24 protein-coding genes are annotated in these 16,019 nt (G+C 58.1%); 3 read left to right on the plus strand and 21 right to left on the minus strand.

From position 1 onward, the window contains the following. Positions 1 to 100: 100 nt before the first annotated feature. The 3 genes from QCD60_RS08490 to QCD60_RS08500 all read left to right on the plus strand — a co-directional run bounded on the left by QCD60_RS08490 (position 101) and on the right by QCD60_RS08500 (position 2,672). Positions 101 to 1,018 (plus strand): LysR family transcriptional regulator, encoded by a 918-nt coding sequence (locus QCD60_RS08490; protein ID WP_279784241.1) that lies wholly within the window; start codon positions 101 to 103, stop codon positions 1,016 to 1,018. A 116-nt stretch (positions 1,019 to 1,134) separates the two neighbouring features. After that, a complete protein-coding gene (locus QCD60_RS08495; protein ID WP_279784243.1) occupies positions 1,135 to 1,983 on the plus strand; it encodes an AraC family transcriptional regulator in 849 nt (282 codons plus the stop codon). Between the two features lie 83 nt (positions 1,984 to 2,066). Further along, the gene (locus tag QCD60_RS08500; RefSeq protein ID WP_279784245.1) at positions 2,067 to 2,672 is read left to right on the plus strand and encodes a LysE family transporter; all 606 of its coding nucleotides are present in this window, start codon (positions 2,067 to 2,069) and stop codon (positions 2,670 to 2,672) included. Positions 2,673 to 3,073: 401 nt separating this feature from the next. Here QCD60_RS08500 and QCD60_RS08505 read toward each other — a convergent pair whose 3' ends face one another. The 21 genes from QCD60_RS08505 to QCD60_RS08605 form a co-directional block, all read right to left on the minus strand. Then, complete coding sequence (locus QCD60_RS08505) at positions 3,074 to 3,508, minus strand: MAPEG family protein (RefSeq protein ID WP_279784247.1); 435 nt, start codon at positions 3,506 to 3,508, stop codon at positions 3,074 to 3,076. After that, a complete protein-coding gene (locus QCD60_RS08510) occupies positions 3,480 to 3,833 on the minus strand; it encodes a VOC family protein (RefSeq protein ID WP_279784249.1) in 354 nt (117 codons plus the stop codon). The genes QCD60_RS08505 and QCD60_RS08510 overlap by 29 nt, the downstream gene beginning before the upstream one ends. 98 nt (positions 3,834 to 3,931) lie before the next feature. Then, on the minus strand, positions 3,932 to 4,363 hold the full coding sequence (locus QCD60_RS08515; protein ID WP_279784251.1) for a hypothetical protein: 432 nt from the start codon (positions 4,361 to 4,363) through the stop codon (positions 3,932 to 3,934). 36 nt (positions 4,364 to 4,399) lie between these two features. Further along, positions 4,400 to 4,912: a 2TM domain-containing protein gene (locus tag QCD60_RS08520; RefSeq protein WP_347950186.1), complete on the minus strand. Its 513-nt coding sequence runs from the start codon at positions 4,910 to 4,912 to the stop codon at positions 4,400 to 4,402. 108 nt (positions 4,913 to 5,020) lie between these two features. Continuing rightward, complete coding sequence (locus tag QCD60_RS08525; RefSeq protein ID WP_279784253.1) at positions 5,021 to 5,416, minus strand: VOC family protein; 396 nt, start codon at positions 5,414 to 5,416, stop codon at positions 5,021 to 5,023. A 196-nt stretch (positions 5,417 to 5,612) separates the two neighbouring features. Beyond that, positions 5,613 to 6,401: an alpha/beta fold hydrolase gene (locus QCD60_RS08530; protein ID WP_279784255.1), complete on the minus strand. Its 789-nt coding sequence runs from the start codon at positions 6,399 to 6,401 to the stop codon at positions 5,613 to 5,615. Positions 6,402 to 6,908: 507 nt separating this feature from the next. Beyond that, complete coding sequence (locus QCD60_RS08535; RefSeq protein ID WP_279784257.1) at positions 6,909 to 7,700, minus strand: fumarylacetoacetate hydrolase family protein; 792 nt, start codon at positions 7,698 to 7,700, stop codon at positions 6,909 to 6,911. Positions 7,701 to 7,712: 12 nt separating this feature from the next. Then, entirely contained in the window at positions 7,713 to 8,732 is a 1,020-nt protein-coding gene (locus tag QCD60_RS08540) for a zinc-binding alcohol dehydrogenase family protein (RefSeq protein WP_279784260.1), read from the minus strand. Positions 8,733 to 8,884: 152 nt separating this feature from the next. Then, entirely contained in the window at positions 8,885 to 9,034 is a 150-nt protein-coding gene (locus QCD60_RS08545; RefSeq protein WP_279784262.1) for a hypothetical protein, read from the minus strand. A gap of 195 nt (positions 9,035 to 9,229) precedes the next feature. Further along, positions 9,230 to 10,081 carry a PhzF family phenazine biosynthesis protein gene (locus QCD60_RS08550; protein WP_279784264.1) on the minus strand — a complete coding sequence of 284 codons (852 nt, stop codon included), beginning with the start codon at positions 10,079 to 10,081 and terminating at the stop codon, positions 9,230 to 9,232. Positions 10,082 to 10,141: 60 nt separating this feature from the next. Further along, positions 10,142 to 10,489: a RidA family protein gene (locus QCD60_RS08555; RefSeq protein WP_279784266.1), complete on the minus strand. Its 348-nt coding sequence runs from the start codon at positions 10,487 to 10,489 to the stop codon at positions 10,142 to 10,144. A 177-nt stretch (positions 10,490 to 10,666) separates the two neighbouring features. Then, a complete protein-coding gene (locus QCD60_RS08560) occupies positions 10,667 to 11,623 on the minus strand; it encodes a LysR family transcriptional regulator (protein WP_279784268.1) in 957 nt (318 codons plus the stop codon). Positions 11,624 to 11,666: 43 nt separating this feature from the next. Further along, the gene (locus QCD60_RS08565) at positions 11,667 to 11,960 is read right to left on the minus strand and encodes an Lrp/AsnC family transcriptional regulator (RefSeq protein ID WP_279784270.1); all 294 of its coding nucleotides are present in this window, start codon (positions 11,958 to 11,960) and stop codon (positions 11,667 to 11,669) included. A gap of 5 nt (positions 11,961 to 11,965) precedes the next feature. After that, positions 11,966 to 12,235, minus strand: a complete 270-nt coding sequence (locus QCD60_RS08570; protein ID WP_279784272.1) for an AsnC family transcriptional regulator — start codon at positions 12,233 to 12,235, stop codon at positions 11,966 to 11,968. Between the two features lie 130 nt (positions 12,236 to 12,365). Further along, the gene (locus tag QCD60_RS08575) at positions 12,366 to 12,596 is read right to left on the minus strand and encodes a hypothetical protein (protein WP_279784274.1); all 231 of its coding nucleotides are present in this window, start codon (positions 12,594 to 12,596) and stop codon (positions 12,366 to 12,368) included. A 52-nt stretch (positions 12,597 to 12,648) separates the two neighbouring features. Further along, positions 12,649 to 12,999 (minus strand): hypothetical protein, encoded by a 351-nt coding sequence (locus QCD60_RS08580; RefSeq protein WP_279784276.1) that lies wholly within the window; start codon positions 12,997 to 12,999, stop codon positions 12,649 to 12,651. Positions 13,000 to 13,001: 2 nt separating this feature from the next. Further along, a complete protein-coding gene (locus QCD60_RS08585; protein WP_279784278.1) occupies positions 13,002 to 13,277 on the minus strand; it encodes a hypothetical protein in 276 nt (91 codons plus the stop codon). A gap of 52 nt (positions 13,278 to 13,329) precedes the next feature. Beyond that, complete coding sequence (locus tag QCD60_RS08590) at positions 13,330 to 13,686, minus strand: hypothetical protein (protein ID WP_279784280.1); 357 nt, start codon at positions 13,684 to 13,686, stop codon at positions 13,330 to 13,332. A 223-nt stretch (positions 13,687 to 13,909) separates the two neighbouring features. Continuing rightward, a complete protein-coding gene (locus QCD60_RS08595) occupies positions 13,910 to 14,260 on the minus strand; it encodes a hypothetical protein (protein WP_279784282.1) in 351 nt (116 codons plus the stop codon). A 5-nt stretch (positions 14,261 to 14,265) separates the two neighbouring features. Then, positions 14,266 to 15,288, minus strand: a complete 1,023-nt coding sequence (locus QCD60_RS08600; protein WP_279784284.1) for a hypothetical protein — start codon at positions 15,286 to 15,288, stop codon at positions 14,266 to 14,268. An 87-nt stretch (positions 15,289 to 15,375) separates the two neighbouring features. Next, the gene (locus QCD60_RS08605) at positions 15,376 to 15,855 is read right to left on the minus strand and encodes a type VI secretion system tube protein Hcp (protein WP_279784286.1); all 480 of its coding nucleotides are present in this window, start codon (positions 15,853 to 15,855) and stop codon (positions 15,376 to 15,378) included. Positions 15,856 to 16,019: the final 164 nt, after the last annotated feature.

The raw sequence follows: 16,019 nt of genomic DNA on the forward strand, positions 1-16,019 counted from the left end.
GCAATCCTCCAGAAAAATATCAATTTTTCTACAGGTCATTCATATCTGATATAAGGTGGAGCTCATTTCCACTGCACAGCGATGCTATTGAGGAGCGCTTATGTCAGTCACTCTGCGCCATATCGAAGTCTTTCGTGCGGTGATGACCAGTGGCAGCGTCACCGCCGCGGCCGCTATGCTCAACACCTCACAGCCCACCGTCAGCCGCGAGCTGGCACGCTTTGAATATCTGACGCAGATGACGCTGTTTGAGCGCAGCAGGGGCCGCCTGCGCCCGACGGCACAGGGCCTGCTGCTGTTTGAGGAAGTGCAGCGCGCCTACTTTGGTCTGGAACGCATCATCAACACCGCGGCCACCCTGCGCCAGTTTGATCAGGGTCAGCTTGCCATTGCCTGCCTGCCGGTGTTTTCCCAGTCACTGCTGCCGCAGGTATGCCGCCACTTTGTTGAGCAGTTCCCCAAGGTCAATATCAGCATCACCCCGCAGGAGTCACCACTGCTGGAGGAATGGCTGGCCGCCCAGCGCTATGACCTCGGCCTGACCGAAGTGGCGCAGGCGCCGCAGGGCACCGAGCTGGATGCGCTGATGGTGCTGGATGAAGTCTGTGTGCTGCCGCCGGGCCACGCCCTGGCCAGCAAAGCAGTGCTGGAACCGGCAGACTTCAGCGGCCAGCCTTTTATCAGCCTGTCGGCACTGGACAGCTACCGCCAGCAGATCGACAGCACCTTTGTCCGTCATGGCATCGAACGCCAGCTGGTGATGGACACCCACAGCGCTGCCTCCGTCTGCGCCATGGTGCGCGAGGGCATCGGGCTGGCCATCGTCAACCCGCTGACCGCGCTGGACTACGCCGCTCAGGGTGTGCTGGTGCGGCGCTTCAGCGTAACCATTCCCTTTACTGTCAGTCTGGTGCGGCCTCTGCATCGCCCGCCATCGCCGCTGGTCGCTGCTTTTACCGGTGCACTGCAGGACGTTGCCGGGCAGATCAGCACCCGGCTGGCGCAGCTGCCGGGCTGACGGCAGTGAGCAATTTTATCCAAGTGCGCTGCCGCCGAACGCGCTACAGTACATCCTCTCGATCATCAGACCATGACGGACTCAACAGCCATGGCTAATCGGGAAAGGAGGCGTCCATGACCGATCACAATCAGTTTCAGTTCAGCAGCAGCCGCCATTTGCCCGGCGTCACCCTGCTGCATGCCGATATGGACGACTTCCACTACGACCGTCATGCCCATGAAGAGCACGCCTTTGGTATCACCCTGACGGGGATGCAGGAATTCTTCAGCAGCGGTCATCATCACCGCAGCCACCCCGGGCAGATCATCATGTTCAACCCGGAAGAAGTGCACGACGGCAACTCCGGCGGCGAGGTGCCGCTGTCATATCAGATGCTGTATGTCCCGCCGGAAACACTCGGCCCGCTGGTGGCATCGGTCTCGGGCAAAACGGTACGTCACCCGGAACAGTGCCGTTTTCGCGCCAGCGATACCCTGTTGTGGGATGAACCGTTACGCCAGCATTTGCAGACGCTGGGGCAGATGATCCAGCGCGGTCAGGGCAGCCAGATCGAACAGGAACAGCAACTGCTGGGTATCGCTGAACGGCTGGCTCAGCGTGAAGGCAGTGTGGCCGAATCCACCCAGCGCCCCCGCACCGACCGGCTACTGCGCCGGGCGAGGGATTTTATTCAGGCGCACATGCACGAAGACATCAATCTGGATGCCATCAGTGCCGCCGCCAATCTGTCCAAGTACCACTTTTTGCGGCTGTTCCGGCAGCAGTTTGGCATCACGCCGCATCAGTACGTGCTCAACTGCCGCATCAATGCCGCCCGCTCCGCTCTGTCGGCAGGGGGCAAGCTGGAAGACGTCGCGCTGCAGCACGGTTTTACCGATCTCAGCCATTTCAACCGCCGCTTCAAGCGCATCTATGGCATGACGCCGCGTCAGTATCAGAGCTGCCTGCAGCACTCGGCATAGACCTCAGCGCTCAGCCTCAGCACCTGTTCTGAGCAGCGCATCCGCGCTGCGCTCTCTGTTTCTCTGCACAAATGGGACTCACCATGTTGGATGTGTTCGCCTATGCCATTGGCATTATGTATTCGCCCGGTCCGGTCAATTTTCTGGCGCTCAATGCCGGACTGCACGGCCAGGGCAGGCAAACACTGGGGTTCTGTGTGGGCGTGGGTTTCGGCATTTTTATCCCGCTGCTGGCGTTCAGCCTGCTGGGGGCGGGGTTGATCACCCCTGCCCGGCTGACGCTGATCAGCGCTCTGGGCTGTCTCTATATCGCTTATCTGGGAGTGAAGATTGCCATCGCCAGCCTCAGGGTGGAGGTGCAGCCTCAGTCGGTCAGAGCCCTGAGCGGGCGCGACGGTATGCTGATGCAGCTGCTGAATCCCAAAGGGCTGGCCGCCACGCTGCCGCTGGCCACTATTCATCTGCCAGCTATCGGTGCTCATGGCAGTCAGCTGCTGCTGTTATGTGGGGTGCTGGCCGTCCTCGCCGGAGGAGCACCGCTGAGCTATGCGCTAGCCGGTGCCGTACTGGGGAAACGCCTGCAGCATCCGGGCTATCTGCGTCTGTTCAATATGCTGATGGCGGCGTTGTTACTGTTTGCCGCGGGTTCGCTGGCTTATAAGCAGGTGTACTTGGGTCAGTTCGGCTGAGGAGTAGGCAAGGGGCTTGACGGTGCGGTGCGGTTCGTACCTCACCACACCCTACTGAAGCCGCAACGGCAGGATAGCGACACACCACACTCCACGCAGGGTGTGATGAGTGCAACGAATCGCGGCGCTGTTACCGTTTGCCGCGGGCTCGCTGGCCTATAAGCAGGTGTACTTGGGTCAGCTCGGCTGAGGGGGGCAAGGGGCTTGACGGTGCGGTGCGGTTCGTACCTCACCACACCCTACTGAAGCCGCAACGGCAAATACAAGCCCCACCGGATAGCTACACACAAACTCCACGCAGGGTGCAACGAATCGCACCGGATTACAGCCGAATGAACTCCACGCCAGGTGTGGTGAATGCAACGAACCGCACCGCCCTCAATCCTTCACAAACAACCAGTTCACCCCAGCGCCGAACCTATCAATACCAGCGACGCCACCAGCAGCACATTGATCGTGGCCACCATCCCGCTGATACGAAAGCGCAGGTTCTCCTGCTCAGCATTCACCCCATAGGCATGCAGCACACGGCCGAGCACCAGCAGGCCGCCCAGCAGGTGCAGCAACAGCGGCGGCATGCCATTCAGTTCCAGCAAAAGCAGCAATATCAGGGCAAAGGGCACGTATTCCATAAAGTTACCGTGCACCCGAATACACCGCTGCAGCGGGGCGATGTGGTTGTCACCCAGCGCCACCCGATAGTGACGGCGCCCGGCAATCACCCGATAAGACAGGAAGATATAGATCAGGCCCAGCAGGCCTGCGTATAAACCGATGGTCATCATGGCACCTCTGGACAACAACGGTTCAGCGATCAGACCACACTGCCAGTTCATTGCCACTGGGCTCAATAAAGTGAAAGCGGCGGCCGCCGGGAAAGGCAAAAATCGCCGTACTGATCACTCCGCCCGCCTGTTCCACCCGCTGCTGGCTGTGCTCCAGACTGTCACTGTAGAGCACCAGCAAGGCGGCCCCGTCAGCGACCCGCGAAGCGCGCTCGGCACGATAGAAGCCGCCGTTCAGCCCGGCTTCGCTGAAGGCCGTGTAGTCCGGGCCGTAGTCATCAAAGTGCCAGCCAAAGACCTCGGTGAAAAACGCTTTGCTGGCCTGCAGATCACAGGCAGCGAACTCCACGTAATTCAGGGCATGGTGCGCATTCATGCTCGGTATCTCCATCGTTCTTGTTATTACTGTTTTGTTTGACGAGCGGTCGTTATTGACGAACAGGTGTTGCTCACAGACTACAGCAGGAGTCTGCCCTAAGGCGCGCCAGACCACAGACTGGTCGCCGCCCACAGCGCCATCAGCAGGGTAAACAGCAGCCACCAGAAATCCTGACGGCGCAGCACCCATTCAGGGGCTTCGATCAGCTGATAACTGACCGGTATCAGCCGGCGCCACATACGGTAAAGCCAGCTACCCCAAAGCAGGGCAAACAGCAACAGCACGCCGACCGACTGCAGCGGCGTGACCGTCAGCCCCAGCGGCTGCAGCCACAGAGCCATGATCTGCGGTTGCAGCAGTACCACCACCGCAAAGGTGAGCCAGGGGTAAGTCCGCAGGCGCCGCCCCGTGGCAGGCATCAGACGCTGCGCCTTGTAGCGGGCACCGCACTGCTCACAACGCAGCTTCCATGCCCGGCGGTCTGTGGCCTGCAGCCTGCCGCTGCAGCAATCGCAGTGTGTTTTCATTCCCTGACACTCCTTGCATCCCTGCCTGTACGGGTTTTACAGCTTGCGCCCCAGACGTTTTTCGACCTGACGCTTTTCCCAGGCCGGACCAAAAAACTGAAATACTTCAAACACGTTGAGACCATGAAAGGCCAGGCCGATACCCCAGCCCAGCATGGGCCACCATGCCCAGATATGGCCGGGGCTGGTGGACAGGTTGATCACAAACAGCAGGCTGATAATCAGCGCGTACTTGATGCAGTGGGAATAAAACCCCTTGATGTCACGTACCTGCTCCATGACCTGCTGTTCCTGCAGGCTCAGCCCTGCTGTGCTATGGGCGGATTCGGTCGGTGCCGGCTGGCTGCCTGATGTGTGAATAGGCATAGCGTTCTCCGTTTGCAATTGGCTCAAAGGCACTTCGAACACGGCAGCAAGGGCGTTGAGGCTTTCCAGACCGGGGTTCTGGCCGCGCTCTATACGCTGAATAGTCCGCACACTAAGCCCCGTCAGTTGTGCCAGCTGCTCCTGTGACCATCCCCGTTGCAGCCGTAACTTGCGTACTATCATCCCTTCCTCTCTCGTCTCGAAGTTCACTGCCAACCTTGCCGGAAAACCCGCTGTCGGGGTGACGACAGCCAGCCGACATCAACCTGACACTGCATAAAAATCAAATAGTTACATACTCGTCTGAGGAAATGCCTGCAGCATGCTGACGCGATTGCCCTCAGTGTCATGGAAGGCCACATACAACCCGATACCGGGGATTTCCATCGGCTCACCCAGCACTTCACCCCCTGCGACACTGACCTTGGCCATGGCCTCGGTAATATCAGCCACCGCAATCACTACCGACGGATACAGCGGACAGTCTGCCCGCTTGGGATAGAAACCGCCATTGATCGCCCCGGCAGGCATCCCGGGGTTGGCGTCCATCCGGGTGGTGGTGGCCAGCACATAATGGCCCATCTGTTCACCCAGCGCCTGCATCTGCCAGCCAAAGGCGGCGGTGTAGAAGGTCTGCATACGCTCAGCATCGTCATAGGGCATTTCGAAATGGACGACAGGATTCATGGCATGGGCTCCTGAGTAAAGGGTGGCGACTCAACCACTGGTTATTGTTCTGTGAACCGCGTCAGGAACTGCATGATGTCTCCCGCCGACAGGCCCATTCAGCTTAGACCAGCCGGGCTGAAACGCCGCACCCCGGCGCCGAATTGAAACAACTGCGAACGCCCTGTGGCCGACGACGGCTGATCAAGAACCTGTGCTAGGGAGGAGAGCCGATCCCCTGCTGCAACAAGGGCAGATAGTGCGGGCTGGTGGAGATGCTGGCGTGATCGGTATCGGCCAGCGTCGTCAGCTGTGCCACACCGGGACGAAACGCCTGCAGCAGGCGCTGACTGTGGGAAGGCGGAATCAGCCGGTCATTAGCGGCGACCAGCAGCAACGTCGGGGCGGTGATGGCCGGGGCATCCCGCCACGACAGATATTTATCGCGCAGCAGCCAGGATACCGGCACGTAGGGATACTGCCCGGCGGCCACAGCTTCAATGCTGTCATAAGGTGTTACCAGCACCAGTCGCGACACAGGGCGCTGACTGGCCAGCCAGGTAGCCACCCCGCTGCCGAGGCTGCGGCCAATCACGGCAATATCCTGATGCTGCTGCGCCACCTGATCGAACAGCGCCAGTGCATCCTGCTGCAGCGCCGCTTCACCCGGCTCACCGCTGCTCTGGCCGTAGCCCCGGTAATGCAGCAGATAGATTGCCCGGTCAGGGAAAGCCTGAGCAAAGGTAGCCAGATTAAGAGAGACATCTTCGGCATTGCCGCCGAAGTAGATCAGCGCCCGCGGCCCCGGGCGCACCTCGGTAGTCACCTGCAGTGTCGCACCCGCCACCGGCAGCATCAGTGTATGAGCGGCATCCCGATAATGGCTGGGCTGGGGGAAATACAGCAGCGAGCGCTGCCACAGAAAAAGCCCGGCACAGATCAGCAGATAAATGAGCAGCAAGGTCAGTACTGACCAGCACAACAGACGCAGCAGCGGGTAAGACATCGGGCATAGTTCCTTTAACAGGCTGTTGAAAAACGTTATCGGGGCAACCGAGACAAGGAAATACCCCGAGGGCACAAGAAACAGGCGAAAAAGCGGAGTTTAATGGACTAAATGAGCATTTTGAGCCTGTTTTTGACGCGGTATTCGGCAACGCAGATAGATTTTCAACGACCTGTTAAGTGACGGACAGATGCCTTGCTATTACTGATCAATAAAGATCGAAAAAATAATACCGCAGAGCAAAAAATGCCCCCCCTGACACCCAATACCATAACGCCAGGTTCCAGTCTGTCTTGGTCACCAGGCGCCGTCCGAGCGAGAGTCTCACCAAAGACCCAACAGTGCCAAGGCTTGGTCACATGTCTGATGCAGAACACTTTTCTTTCTGTGCAATAAATTAGTGCTGGCTCAGGCTCCGACGTCGCAGTTGAACTGAGTATCGACCAGCTTCTGTAAGGGCAGCAATGGCGACTGAGCGACACCTCCAGTGACAAGTTGGAAGCAAACTCAATGGTCCGTTAAGCGACAGGCCACTTGGCCAAGGACACCGAAATCGGCCGAAATCACGTCACCAGGATTCACGTCGAGCGGGATCAGGCATGTGCCTGTCGTGACTGTCTGACCGGCTGCTAATGTGACGCCAATTGAGGACAGTTCGTTGGCGAGCCACGTTAGAGCGATACGCGGGTCACCGAGCACGTTTGACCCGACCCCTTCACGCGCCAGACGACCCACGACTTTGCCGGCCACGCGATGCGACGCCAGATCGAGTTGCCGCCAGATTGCGGGCGCTTTAGGACCGAGTACAAATCGGTGAGCGCACGCATTGTCAGCAATTAGCTGCGGGCCGCCGACAGCGACGAAATCTGCATAACGTGAGTCGGGTATCTCGATTGCGAGATAAAGTCCGGAGATCGCGTCAAGCACCTCAGCCATTTCATAGCCACCTACGCGCGGCGGCAGGTCTCGTCCCAGACGGAAGGCAAACTCAGCTTCCGCGACGCGCATTCGGTTCGCGCCAAACGGAACTTCATCGCCGTTATGGTGCACCATTTCTTCGAGCAGACGGCCTGCAATTGGCCCGTCGATACCAATATGCTGCTGACCTGCCGTGCTGGTTGCGGCGATCTTCCAGCCAAATAGCGGCCTGTTACTCAGCGTTTCGATTTGCCCCTGGATCAGATACCCTTCTTCCCGGTTCGCCGGACGCACAGAGGGTGGCAGGGATGTCAGCACCGCGCCCTCTTTCCAATGTCGTACCAGGAGTTCTGACGCAGCCTTTGCTGATCCGATTTCCATTGAATCGCTCCCTCAGAAGCCGGACAGGGTGATTTTGCCGATGACGTGCCCCGCTTCGAGCGCGGTGTGTGCTCGTCTGAGATTTGCGGCATTGATGCTGCCGTAGTCCGTTACTGCGGTAGCTCGCAGCTTTCCTGCGTCGATCAGGTCGGCCACGGTATTGAGGATCTCGTGCTGCCGTTGCATGTCAACGGTGGCAAACATCGGCCGGGTGAACATCGCCTCCCAATGTATCGAAACGCTCTTGAACTTCATCAGGCGCAGGTCGAGGGGGTCGGGGTCATCAATCAGTCCGATGCGCCCCTGCGGTGCGATGATCGCCGCCATTTCGGCCCAACTGGCCGTATTCGTATGCGTCGAGAAAATTCGGCTGACGGGAGCAAGCCCTTCGATTGCTGCTATTTGCGCGGCCAGTGGGCGGGAGTGGTCGACAACATGTTGTGCACCGAGCGAACGTACCCAAGACTGACTTTCTGGCCGTGAGGCTGTCGCAACGACGGCTACGTCGCTGAGCTGCCGGGCAAACTGAAGCGCCATCGAGGGCACGCCGCCGGCACCACCGATGACCAGAAGCGCCTCGCCGGAGCCGCCACCCATCGGAAGTTGAAGCCGGTCGAAAAGCATCTCCCACGCGGTCAGGCTGGTGAGCGGGAGGGACGCGGCGGCAGCATGGCTAATGGTCGAAGGCTTGCGGCCGACGATCCGTTCATCCACCCGCTGCAATTCGGCATTGCAGCCTTGACGATCAAGAACGCCCGCATAAAAGACCTCGTCGCCAGGCCGGAATAATTCCACCTGTTCTCCAACCGCTTCGACGACGCCCGACGCATCGTAGCCAAGTACCACCGGCTTCCCTCCCGATGGCTCGATGCTCATGCGACTCTTGATATCACGCGGATTGACGGCAACCGCGCGCACTCTAACCAGAATATCCCGGCCTGTCGGCTTTTCAGGCTCTGGAAGCTCGATGTCCTCAAGCGAATGTGGATCGGAAATTGCCAACCCTTTTTTCCAGTAACCAACTGCTTTCATCGTGATTCCTTTACCGTGATTTCAACTCGATTGATTGCGCGGATCATTGGGATTTCACCGAGAAGATCGCTTCGATTTCGACCGTCATCCCCAAGGGCAGGGATCCCATGCCAGCGACTGAGCGGATGTGACAACCCGCGTCACCGAATATTTCAACCAGTAAATCCGAGCACCCGCTCCCTCCGTGCGTGATCCACACAGTCCGCTTCAGCATTCACCATGCCAAACACCTTGACGCCTGTTTCCACGCGAGAGATCTCTCCCAGTGCCGCCTTCGCCGCCGATAGCAGTTGCAGAGGCATTGCGTGCCGCCGCACACCCTTCCTCTCGAGATATCGGCCCGCGGCCGCCCGGTCAGAAACGAACCCTTTGCGTCTCGCGGCCCCTGCCCGGAAAGACAGAGCATGTTTCCGACGAGACGTGTCGGACGGTACTGCCCTGCCGGAATCGGGCCGGTGGCAGAACAATATTCAATGATGCGAGCCTTTGCTCGGGCGTCACGACGGCGCCTCCTGGGAGGCTCGAATGGATCTGGCTGCGCCGGATACCCGGATGCTTGAACCGCGTTGCGAGGTGATGTCGGCCTGCAGGCGGGATGGAATGCCCATGTCCTCACCCTGGCAGATCACGATTGAGCCTTCGTGCGGCCAGCCGATGTCTCGCAGATAACCCGCCAGCGCGGCGGCTGCGGCGCCTGTGGCAGGGTCTTCATAGACGCCGCCCAGGGGGAAGGGGTTTCTCGCGTGAAATACTCTTGGCTGCTCGGCGTAGAGCAGACTGAAGGTAAGCACCCCCTGGCGTTGAGCCAGCTTCCGACCTTCTTCCAGGTCATAGTGCATTGTGCGAAGTGTTTCCCGGTCCTTGAGGGCCAGAATGAGATGATCGCCGCCGCCATGAGCTATCGCCGGCGGTATCCGGGGATCCAGCGCACCTCTGTCCAAAGCAAACAGAGCCAGGGCTTCGTTCAATACCGCGTCCGACACCGGGCCGCTGCGTGTCGGCGGTGATTGAAAGGATGCGCCCCAAGCCGTCTCGGACAAGTATCCCTCGACGGTGATGTCGGCGCGGTTGAGTTTCAGCGTGAAGGAGCCCGCACCCACACGACGCGCCAGAGCGGCACCGAGTGCTATGGTGGCATGCCCGCAAAAATCGACTTCGACGTCAGGAGCGAAATAGCGTACCCGCCAGCCCCCTTCGACTGGCGTGGCGAAGACGGTTTCGGAATAACCCACGTCCTTCGCCAGATTCTGCATCACGGCAGCGTCCGGCATCTCGTCGCAAAGTACGACACCAGCAGGATTGCCGCCCTGTGATCCGTTCGAGAAGGCCGAAATGTGTTGGACGATCATTTTCCTGCTCCTTTCCATTCTCTCCGATGATTGAGGCTGGCACGCATTCCCGCACCGGGCTTAGCGATCAAGCGGCTCAAAGGACGCGATCAGATCGATTTCGACCAATGCCCCTTCAATCGCAAGCTGGGAAATCACGGTGGAGCGCGTAGGGCGGTGCGTACCGAAAGCGCGTGCAAAGGCCTGGTCGAATCGCTGGAAATTTCCCGGCTCGGTGAGCCACACGCCTGCCTTTACTACGTTTTCAGGGGATAGGCCGTGCTGGGCCAACACGGCGAACTGATGTTCGAGAGTCAATGCGGTTTGGGCTTCAATATCTCCCCCGATTTGGCCTTGATCGTCAAATGCGAGTTGGCCCGACAGGAAAAGCAGTGAACCCGTCCGGATGGCAGGAGAAAGATGTGGCATGAGTGAGCATCCTTTTGAGCAAAGCCAGACCCAACGCAACGAAAACCCGCCACGTGTGGAAAGCCATTTCACCTCTTTGGGCTTTGGCATTATGGCTGTGTGGGCACGTATTTTGGCGCACTCGCGTCAGGTGACACAATCCGTCTCAAATGCAGATCAATGCTGCATCAGGTGCAGCTATCGTGCAGTCAATTCTCCATCATGTGACCGCTGCTCAGGACCGGACCACGGGATCAAACGAAAGATCTCGGCAATCCAGGCAACAAAGGCTTCCGTACGCGCGGAAGCGTAGCGACGCGATGGTCGGACGAGGTAGATGCCGCCATCACCATCGAAAGCCCATTGAGGCAGGACACGAACCAATGTGCCCGCAGCAAGGTCGCGAGCGGGCAGCCATTCGCCGGCGCCCAGAATGCCGATCCCGGCCCGCGCCGCTTCGAGCAATGCCATGCTGTCGTTGGTCCGCAGCGTTCCACACGTACGAATCATTTCTACACGGCCTCCGTCAGACAGGCGCCAGATGGGAAAGGAGTTGAGGCGCGGATTGCCGAGGCAGTTATGCGTCAGCAGGTCTGCGGGCTCACGTGGTATGCCGTAGCGCTCGATATAGCTCGGGGAGGCGGTAAGGATACGCCGATGATCGGCGAGCTTGCGCGCCACGAATCCGCTATCGGGCAGATGGCCGATGCGAATGGCAGCGTCGAATCCTCCCTCCACAAGATCGACGAAGGCGTCGCTGTAATCGACATCAAGTTCCAATTTCGGGTGCTGTGCCATAAAAAACGGCAATTGGGGCGCAAGCCACAAGCGTCCCATTGTCGCCGGCAACGCCAACTTCAAGCATCCCTGGAGTTCTGCCGCCGTCTCGGCTGCCTCCTGTTGCGCCTCGTGGATCAGGTCTGTTGCCGCTCTGAATTTGTCGGCCAAACGCTTTCCGACATCGGTCAGTTGCACTTGCCGTGTCGTCCGCTCAACCAGACGAACGCCCAGGCGCACTTCCAGCGAAGCAATGCGTTTCGAGATGATGGTTGGATGGCGTTCAACCATTTTCCCTGCAGCGGCGAAGGAATGGGTGGCGGCGAGCGCCAGCAAAGCGGCCATCTCGTCGATATGGCGGTTGTCCAATTTGGTCATGGGCAAATCCTGACGTCGCAATTTGATCGAAGGTGTCTGGTGTTCACGGCAGCACGGAATGAATGCGCTTGAGGCAGCGCAGTGCGAACGTTGAACGGCTGTGCCGGAGCCCGGGAAGTTTGTACAGCTTTTCTCGGAGAAAGCACTCGTAGCCGACGGTGCCGGCAACTGCCACCATGATCAGATAGTCGTACTCTCCGGTGACCAGATAAGCTTCCATCACTTCCGGAAGCTCGACCAGCGCTTTGCCAACGCGGCCGAATATCTCGTCGTGGCGCTCCAGCGTGATTTCGATAATCACGATGTCCGGCAGGCCCAGGGTATGCTGATCGAGCATGGCAGCTAGCCGCTGATGACCGCGGCCTCCTCAAGGGCTGTGACTCGATTCCAGCACGGCGTCGCCGAAAGGTTGACCTGCTCGGCCAACTGCTGATTGTTCACTCGGCCATCACTTGCCAGCACCCGCAGTATCTGGCGGTCAATATCGTCCGCCTGCCCGATTTGGTCGTCAAGAGACGAGCGGCCGTGAAAGATTTCAACAGATGCTGTAGGGCAGAACGCAAACACCGGTCTGATGTAACGGTTTCCTCTGGTGCAGTTAACTTCTGACAATTGGTGCAATCACCTTCTGAAATCGACAGCCAGGAAAGAAAGCGGGACATCATAAAACCCCAAAAATTAGCTGCACATTCTCTTCATAGGTGTAGTCCACATTTACCATCCACTAAATCTGCCCTTGCGATCATAGATATCGGATGCCAAAGCCTGCGGCTTGGTATCTACATATATAAGCAGCAGCAATCCCCAGCACCATCACCCAGCCCAGGGGTGTGGCGGCCAGGCCAATCGCAATGGCCGCTTCAGTGGCCATTCCCGCGCCAAAGTAGCCACCCACAACACTGGCAGCCAAGCCCGTCGATTGCACCGTGGCGGTGCGCATCCCGTCGCCGCCTCTACCGTTTTCGTCAGGCATGAGCTGCCTCCAAAAAACAAGGCCTCTGCCCGAACGAACAGATGCCTTGTCATTAGTCATCAAAAAAAATCTTCAAAATAGCGACACAGATCATTAGCCCCGCCCCCGACACAACTGTCCATAACGCCAGATACCAGTCTGTCTTGGTAGCGAGGCGTCGCGTGGCTTCAGCATTGATCAAAGGCATCCGTTCCGCTTTGTAGTGCCACACAATCGCGAAGGCATAATACCCTACTCTGTAGCCTCGCCATCCGTCCCAACTCGGTAGCTCCAGCCCCTCCTGCACCATTTTCCGTTCAATTCGCTTCATGCTAAAGCGCGAAAAAATCAGCAATGAGAAGCAGAAGGACAACATCACGGCACCAAAGACAAGCAACAGGTAGTCTTCGAATGAGTAGTGCATATTTACCATCCGCTAAAGATGCCAGTGCGATCATAAATTGATGATGACAATTTCTGCCCTGCCCAATCGAAGCCTGCACCAGCAAAGTAAGCAGCAGCAATCCCCACACCCAGTACCAACACCCAGCCCAGCGGGGTAGCGGCTAAGCCAATCGCAACCGCAGCGTTAGATGCCAACGTTGCTCCCACATATCCTCCCACGACACCAGTGGCCAGTCCGGTGGTTTGCACCGTGGCGGTACGCATCCCGTCGCCGCCTCTACCGTTTTCGTCAGGCATGAGCTGCCTCCAAAAAACAAGGCATCTGCTCAACCGAACAGATGCCTTGCCATCACTTATCAATAAAAATCCCGAAGATGATAAGGCAGAGCAAAAAACCTCCGCCTGATACAACAGTCCATAACGCCAGATACCAGTCTGTCTTGGTCGCCAGACGGCGTGTGGCTTCAGCATTGATCAAAGGCATTCTTTCCGCTTTGTAGTGCCACACAATCGCGAAGGCATAGTAAAACACTCTATAACCTCCCCATCCGTCCCACCTCGGTAACGCCAGCCCCTCTTGCACCATTCTCCGTTCAATGCGCTTCATGCTAAAACGCGAAAAAATCAGCAATGAGATAAAACAGGACATTGAAATTACCATCGACACGATCAGGAATATCCACCCGTAGTACTCACTCATCATCATTACCAGCTATTCAATCTTCGATCATAGATACTGGATGATCCCCATTGACCAATGTGGTCCCCTAAAGACCCAGCAAAGTACGCAGCAGCAATCCCCACGCCCAGCACCATCACCCAGCCCAGCGGTGTTGCGGCTAAGCCAATCGCAACTGCGGCATTAGATGCCAACACTACCCCTCCCAGAAAAAACAAGACCTCTGCCCAACCGGGCAGAGGTCTTGCTATCACTTATCAATAAATATCGCGAAGATAACGCCGCAGAGTAAAAAAAATACCCCCGACACCCAATACCATAGCGCCAGGTACCAGTCTGTCTTGGTCGCCAGGCGGCGTGTGGCTTCAGCATTGACAAAAGGCATTTTTTCGGGCTTACGCCGCCACAGAATGCTTGAGGCATAAAAATATACTCGGTAACCGCCCCAACCATCCCATCGCGGTAATTCCAGTCCTTCCTGCACCATTTTTCTCTCAATGCGCCTCATGCTAAAGCGCGAGAAAATCAGCATTGATAAGCAGGTAGACATGAAAATTACCATCGACACGATAAGGAAGATGCCCTGATAGTGCTCACTCATCGTCTTTACCAGCTATTAAAACGGCGGTCATAGATACTGGATGAGGCCCATTGGCCGCCCGTATCAAGAGCCGAAGCTGCAAAGTACGCGGCAGCAATCCCCACCCCCAGCACCATCACCCAGCCCAGTGGCGTGGCCGCCAAGCCAATCGCAACCGCAGCGTCAGCGGCCAGTCCTGCACCTAAAGCTCCTCCTAAAAACCCTAAAGCTAAGCCCGTCGATTGCACCGTGGCGGTGCGCATCCAGTCGCCGCCCTGACGGTATTGGTCCACGACTTTCTTACCTCGCGCCCCCACTTCCAGCACCAGCATGCTGTTACCCGCGATGTTCGAGGCGCGGGCCAGCCCGCGCAGCAGGGCAATATCCCGCGAGCCGCTGAGGTTCAGTTTGGTGTCGTCGCGGTGGCTTTTGGCGATGTCAATGCCACGGTCAGCACTGCTCCAGATCGTGCCGCGTCCTTTGACTTTGGCGAAGTGTTTTTCCAGCGCCACCCTGAACTGTTCATTCAGCCGGCGCCACGCGGCGCGCGTATCGCCTTCAACACGGCGCAGTACGTGCGCAGGCTGCTTGTTCTGGTGGGCCTTGCGCACGTCCCGCAGGGCCTGTTCATAGGCGGTCACCTGATCCATAAGCACCGTGTTGCGTGCTGCCCAGCCACCCGCTGCGGCGCCGATACCATCACGCCAGTGCTGGTCACGCCATTCAGCAAGGTGGTGGTTGATCGGTGCCATGCTCTCTTCATAGAAGTCGGCCAGCGCCAGTGTGCCTTCGAGGCCCAGCTGCCTGACCAGTTCGGCGATATTGGCCCGCTCGCCGGGGGTGAGGCCGGTCAGTTCATTCAGCTGCGCCAGGCACTGGTGGCCCGGCGCACGAGTCGAGGTGCGCACCACATAGGGAGTACCAGGATGAATAACGGCGTTGTGGCGCAAATGAGGGTTGTCTTGCAGAAAGCATTCCCAGGCGTCGGGAGAGGTCAATTCACCGGGTTTGAGCTGGCGCGTGGCGCCGGCGATACAGCGTTGGCCCATGAGGTTGTCCTTATGCTGACAAGGGCAAAGCCGATAAGAAAAAGGCTCCCGAGGGAGCCTTTTCGCACAGCGTAATCAGTCTCCTGATTACATCTGCTGGCCTTTGAGGCCGCTGTAACCGTAGACCAACGGCGCCATGACGTTGTTGTCGTCGTCGGTGGGGGTCACGGTCATCATCATTTCGGTGTAAGAAATGCGGATGGTCTCTACGGGACGGTCATCCTGAATGGATACGCTGTAGTGAGAAATCATGGCGTCGGTCAGTTCGATCTTCATGATTTCTTCGACTTTGTCGCCCTGCTTGGTCATGTGGAAGATCGCACTTTTGGCTTTGCCAATGGTGGATTCCTTGAACAGGTCGGGAGAGGAGCGGTCCTGGAATTTGGTGATGGTGATGTCACCCAGACGTGCAGCACTGGCTTCACGGTCCATGGCAGTACCGGTATGCGCGGTTACCACACGGTCGATAGCCCAGTCCATGGACAGCAGGGTGATCATGTCTTTGAACTGTTCGGCAGAGGTTTCGCCCTTGATGCCTTCGTAGTTCAGGTAGGTATTACTTTGCATGCTTTTCTCCTAAGCATGGGGGGTTGATAACCGCTCATGGAGCGGGCTTCCTTGTTCGACGGTGGTGTCTTGGCGCTCAGTACAGCCCCAGCCCCACTCATTATCTCCCCTCGCGAATGCCAGCCACGTTCCCTGTACAGCACGGACCGATGCATTCTCTGTCC

This window comes from Pokkaliibacter sp. MBI-7, from assembly GCF_029846635.1.
In the GTDB taxonomy this organism is placed as follows: domain Bacteria; phylum Pseudomonadota; class Gammaproteobacteria; order Pseudomonadales; family Balneatricaceae; genus Pokkaliibacter.

Bases quoted from the DNA above. Each gene is read 5' to 3' on its own strand.
- QCD60_RS08490 (WP_279784241.1), top strand. From the start codon at position 101: ATGTCAGTCACTCTGCGCCATATCGAAGTCTTTCGTGCGGTGATGACC.
- QCD60_RS08495 (WP_279784243.1), top strand. From the start codon at position 1,135: ATGACCGATCACAATCAGTTTCAGTTCAGCAGCAGCCGCCATTTGCCC.
- QCD60_RS08500 (WP_279784245.1), top strand. From the start codon at position 2,067: ATGTTGGATGTGTTCGCCTATGCCATTGGCATTATGTATTCGCCCGGT.
- QCD60_RS08505 (WP_279784247.1), bottom strand. From the start codon at position 3,508: ATGAACTGGCAGTGTGGTCTGATCGCTGAACCGTTGTTGTCCAGAGGT.
- QCD60_RS08510 (WP_279784249.1), bottom strand. From the start codon at position 3,833: ATGAATGCGCACCATGCCCTGAATTACGTGGAGTTCGCTGCCTGTGAT.
- QCD60_RS08515 (WP_279784251.1), bottom strand. From the start codon at position 4,363: ATGAAAACACACTGCGATTGCTGCAGCGGCAGGCTGCAGGCCACAGAC.
- QCD60_RS08520 (WP_347950186.1), bottom strand. From the start codon at position 4,912: ATGATAGTACGCAAGTTACGGCTGCAACGGGGATGGTCACAGGAGCAG.
- QCD60_RS08525 (WP_279784253.1), bottom strand. From the start codon at position 5,416: ATGAATCCTGTCGTCCATTTCGAAATGCCCTATGACGATGCTGAGCGT.
- QCD60_RS08530 (WP_279784255.1), bottom strand. From the start codon at position 6,401: ATGTCTTACCCGCTGCTGCGTCTGTTGTGCTGGTCAGTACTGACCTTG.
- QCD60_RS08535 (WP_279784257.1), bottom strand. From the start codon at position 7,700: ATGGAAATCGGATCAGCAAAGGCTGCGTCAGAACTCCTGGTACGACAT.
- QCD60_RS08540 (WP_279784260.1), bottom strand. From the start codon at position 8,732: ATGAAAGCAGTTGGTTACTGGAAAAAAGGGTTGGCAATTTCCGATCCA.
- QCD60_RS08545 (WP_279784262.1), bottom strand. From the start codon at position 9,034: ATGCCTCTGCAACTGCTATCGGCGGCGAAGGCGGCACTGGGAGAGATC.
- QCD60_RS08550 (WP_279784264.1), bottom strand. From the start codon at position 10,081: ATGATCGTCCAACACATTTCGGCCTTCTCGAACGGATCACAGGGCGGC.
- QCD60_RS08555 (WP_279784266.1), bottom strand. From the start codon at position 10,489: ATGCCACATCTTTCTCCTGCCATCCGGACGGGTTCACTGCTTTTCCTG.
- QCD60_RS08560 (WP_279784268.1), bottom strand. From the start codon at position 11,623: ATGACCAAATTGGACAACCGCCATATCGACGAGATGGCCGCTTTGCTG.
- QCD60_RS08565 (WP_279784270.1), bottom strand. From the start codon at position 11,960: ATGCTCGATCAGCATACCCTGGGCCTGCCGGACATCGTGATTATCGAA.
- QCD60_RS08575 (WP_279784274.1), bottom strand. From the start codon at position 12,596: ATGCCTGACGAAAACGGTAGAGGCGGCGACGGGATGCGCACCGCCACG.
- QCD60_RS08580 (WP_279784276.1), bottom strand. From the start codon at position 12,999: ATGCACTACTCATTCGAAGACTACCTGTTGCTTGTCTTTGGTGCCGTG.
- QCD60_RS08585 (WP_279784278.1), bottom strand. From the start codon at position 13,277: ATGCCTGACGAAAACGGTAGAGGCGGCGACGGGATGCGTACCGCCACG.
- QCD60_RS08590 (WP_279784280.1), bottom strand. From the start codon at position 13,686: ATGATGATGAGTGAGTACTACGGGTGGATATTCCTGATCGTGTCGATG.
- QCD60_RS08595 (WP_279784282.1), bottom strand. From the start codon at position 14,260: ATGAGTGAGCACTATCAGGGCATCTTCCTTATCGTGTCGATGGTAATT.
- QCD60_RS08600 (WP_279784284.1), bottom strand. From the start codon at position 15,288: ATGGGCCAACGCTGTATCGCCGGCGCCACGCGCCAGCTCAAACCCGGT.
- QCD60_RS08605 (WP_279784286.1), bottom strand. From the start codon at position 15,855: ATGCAAAGTAATACCTACCTGAACTACGAAGGCATCAAGGGCGAAACC.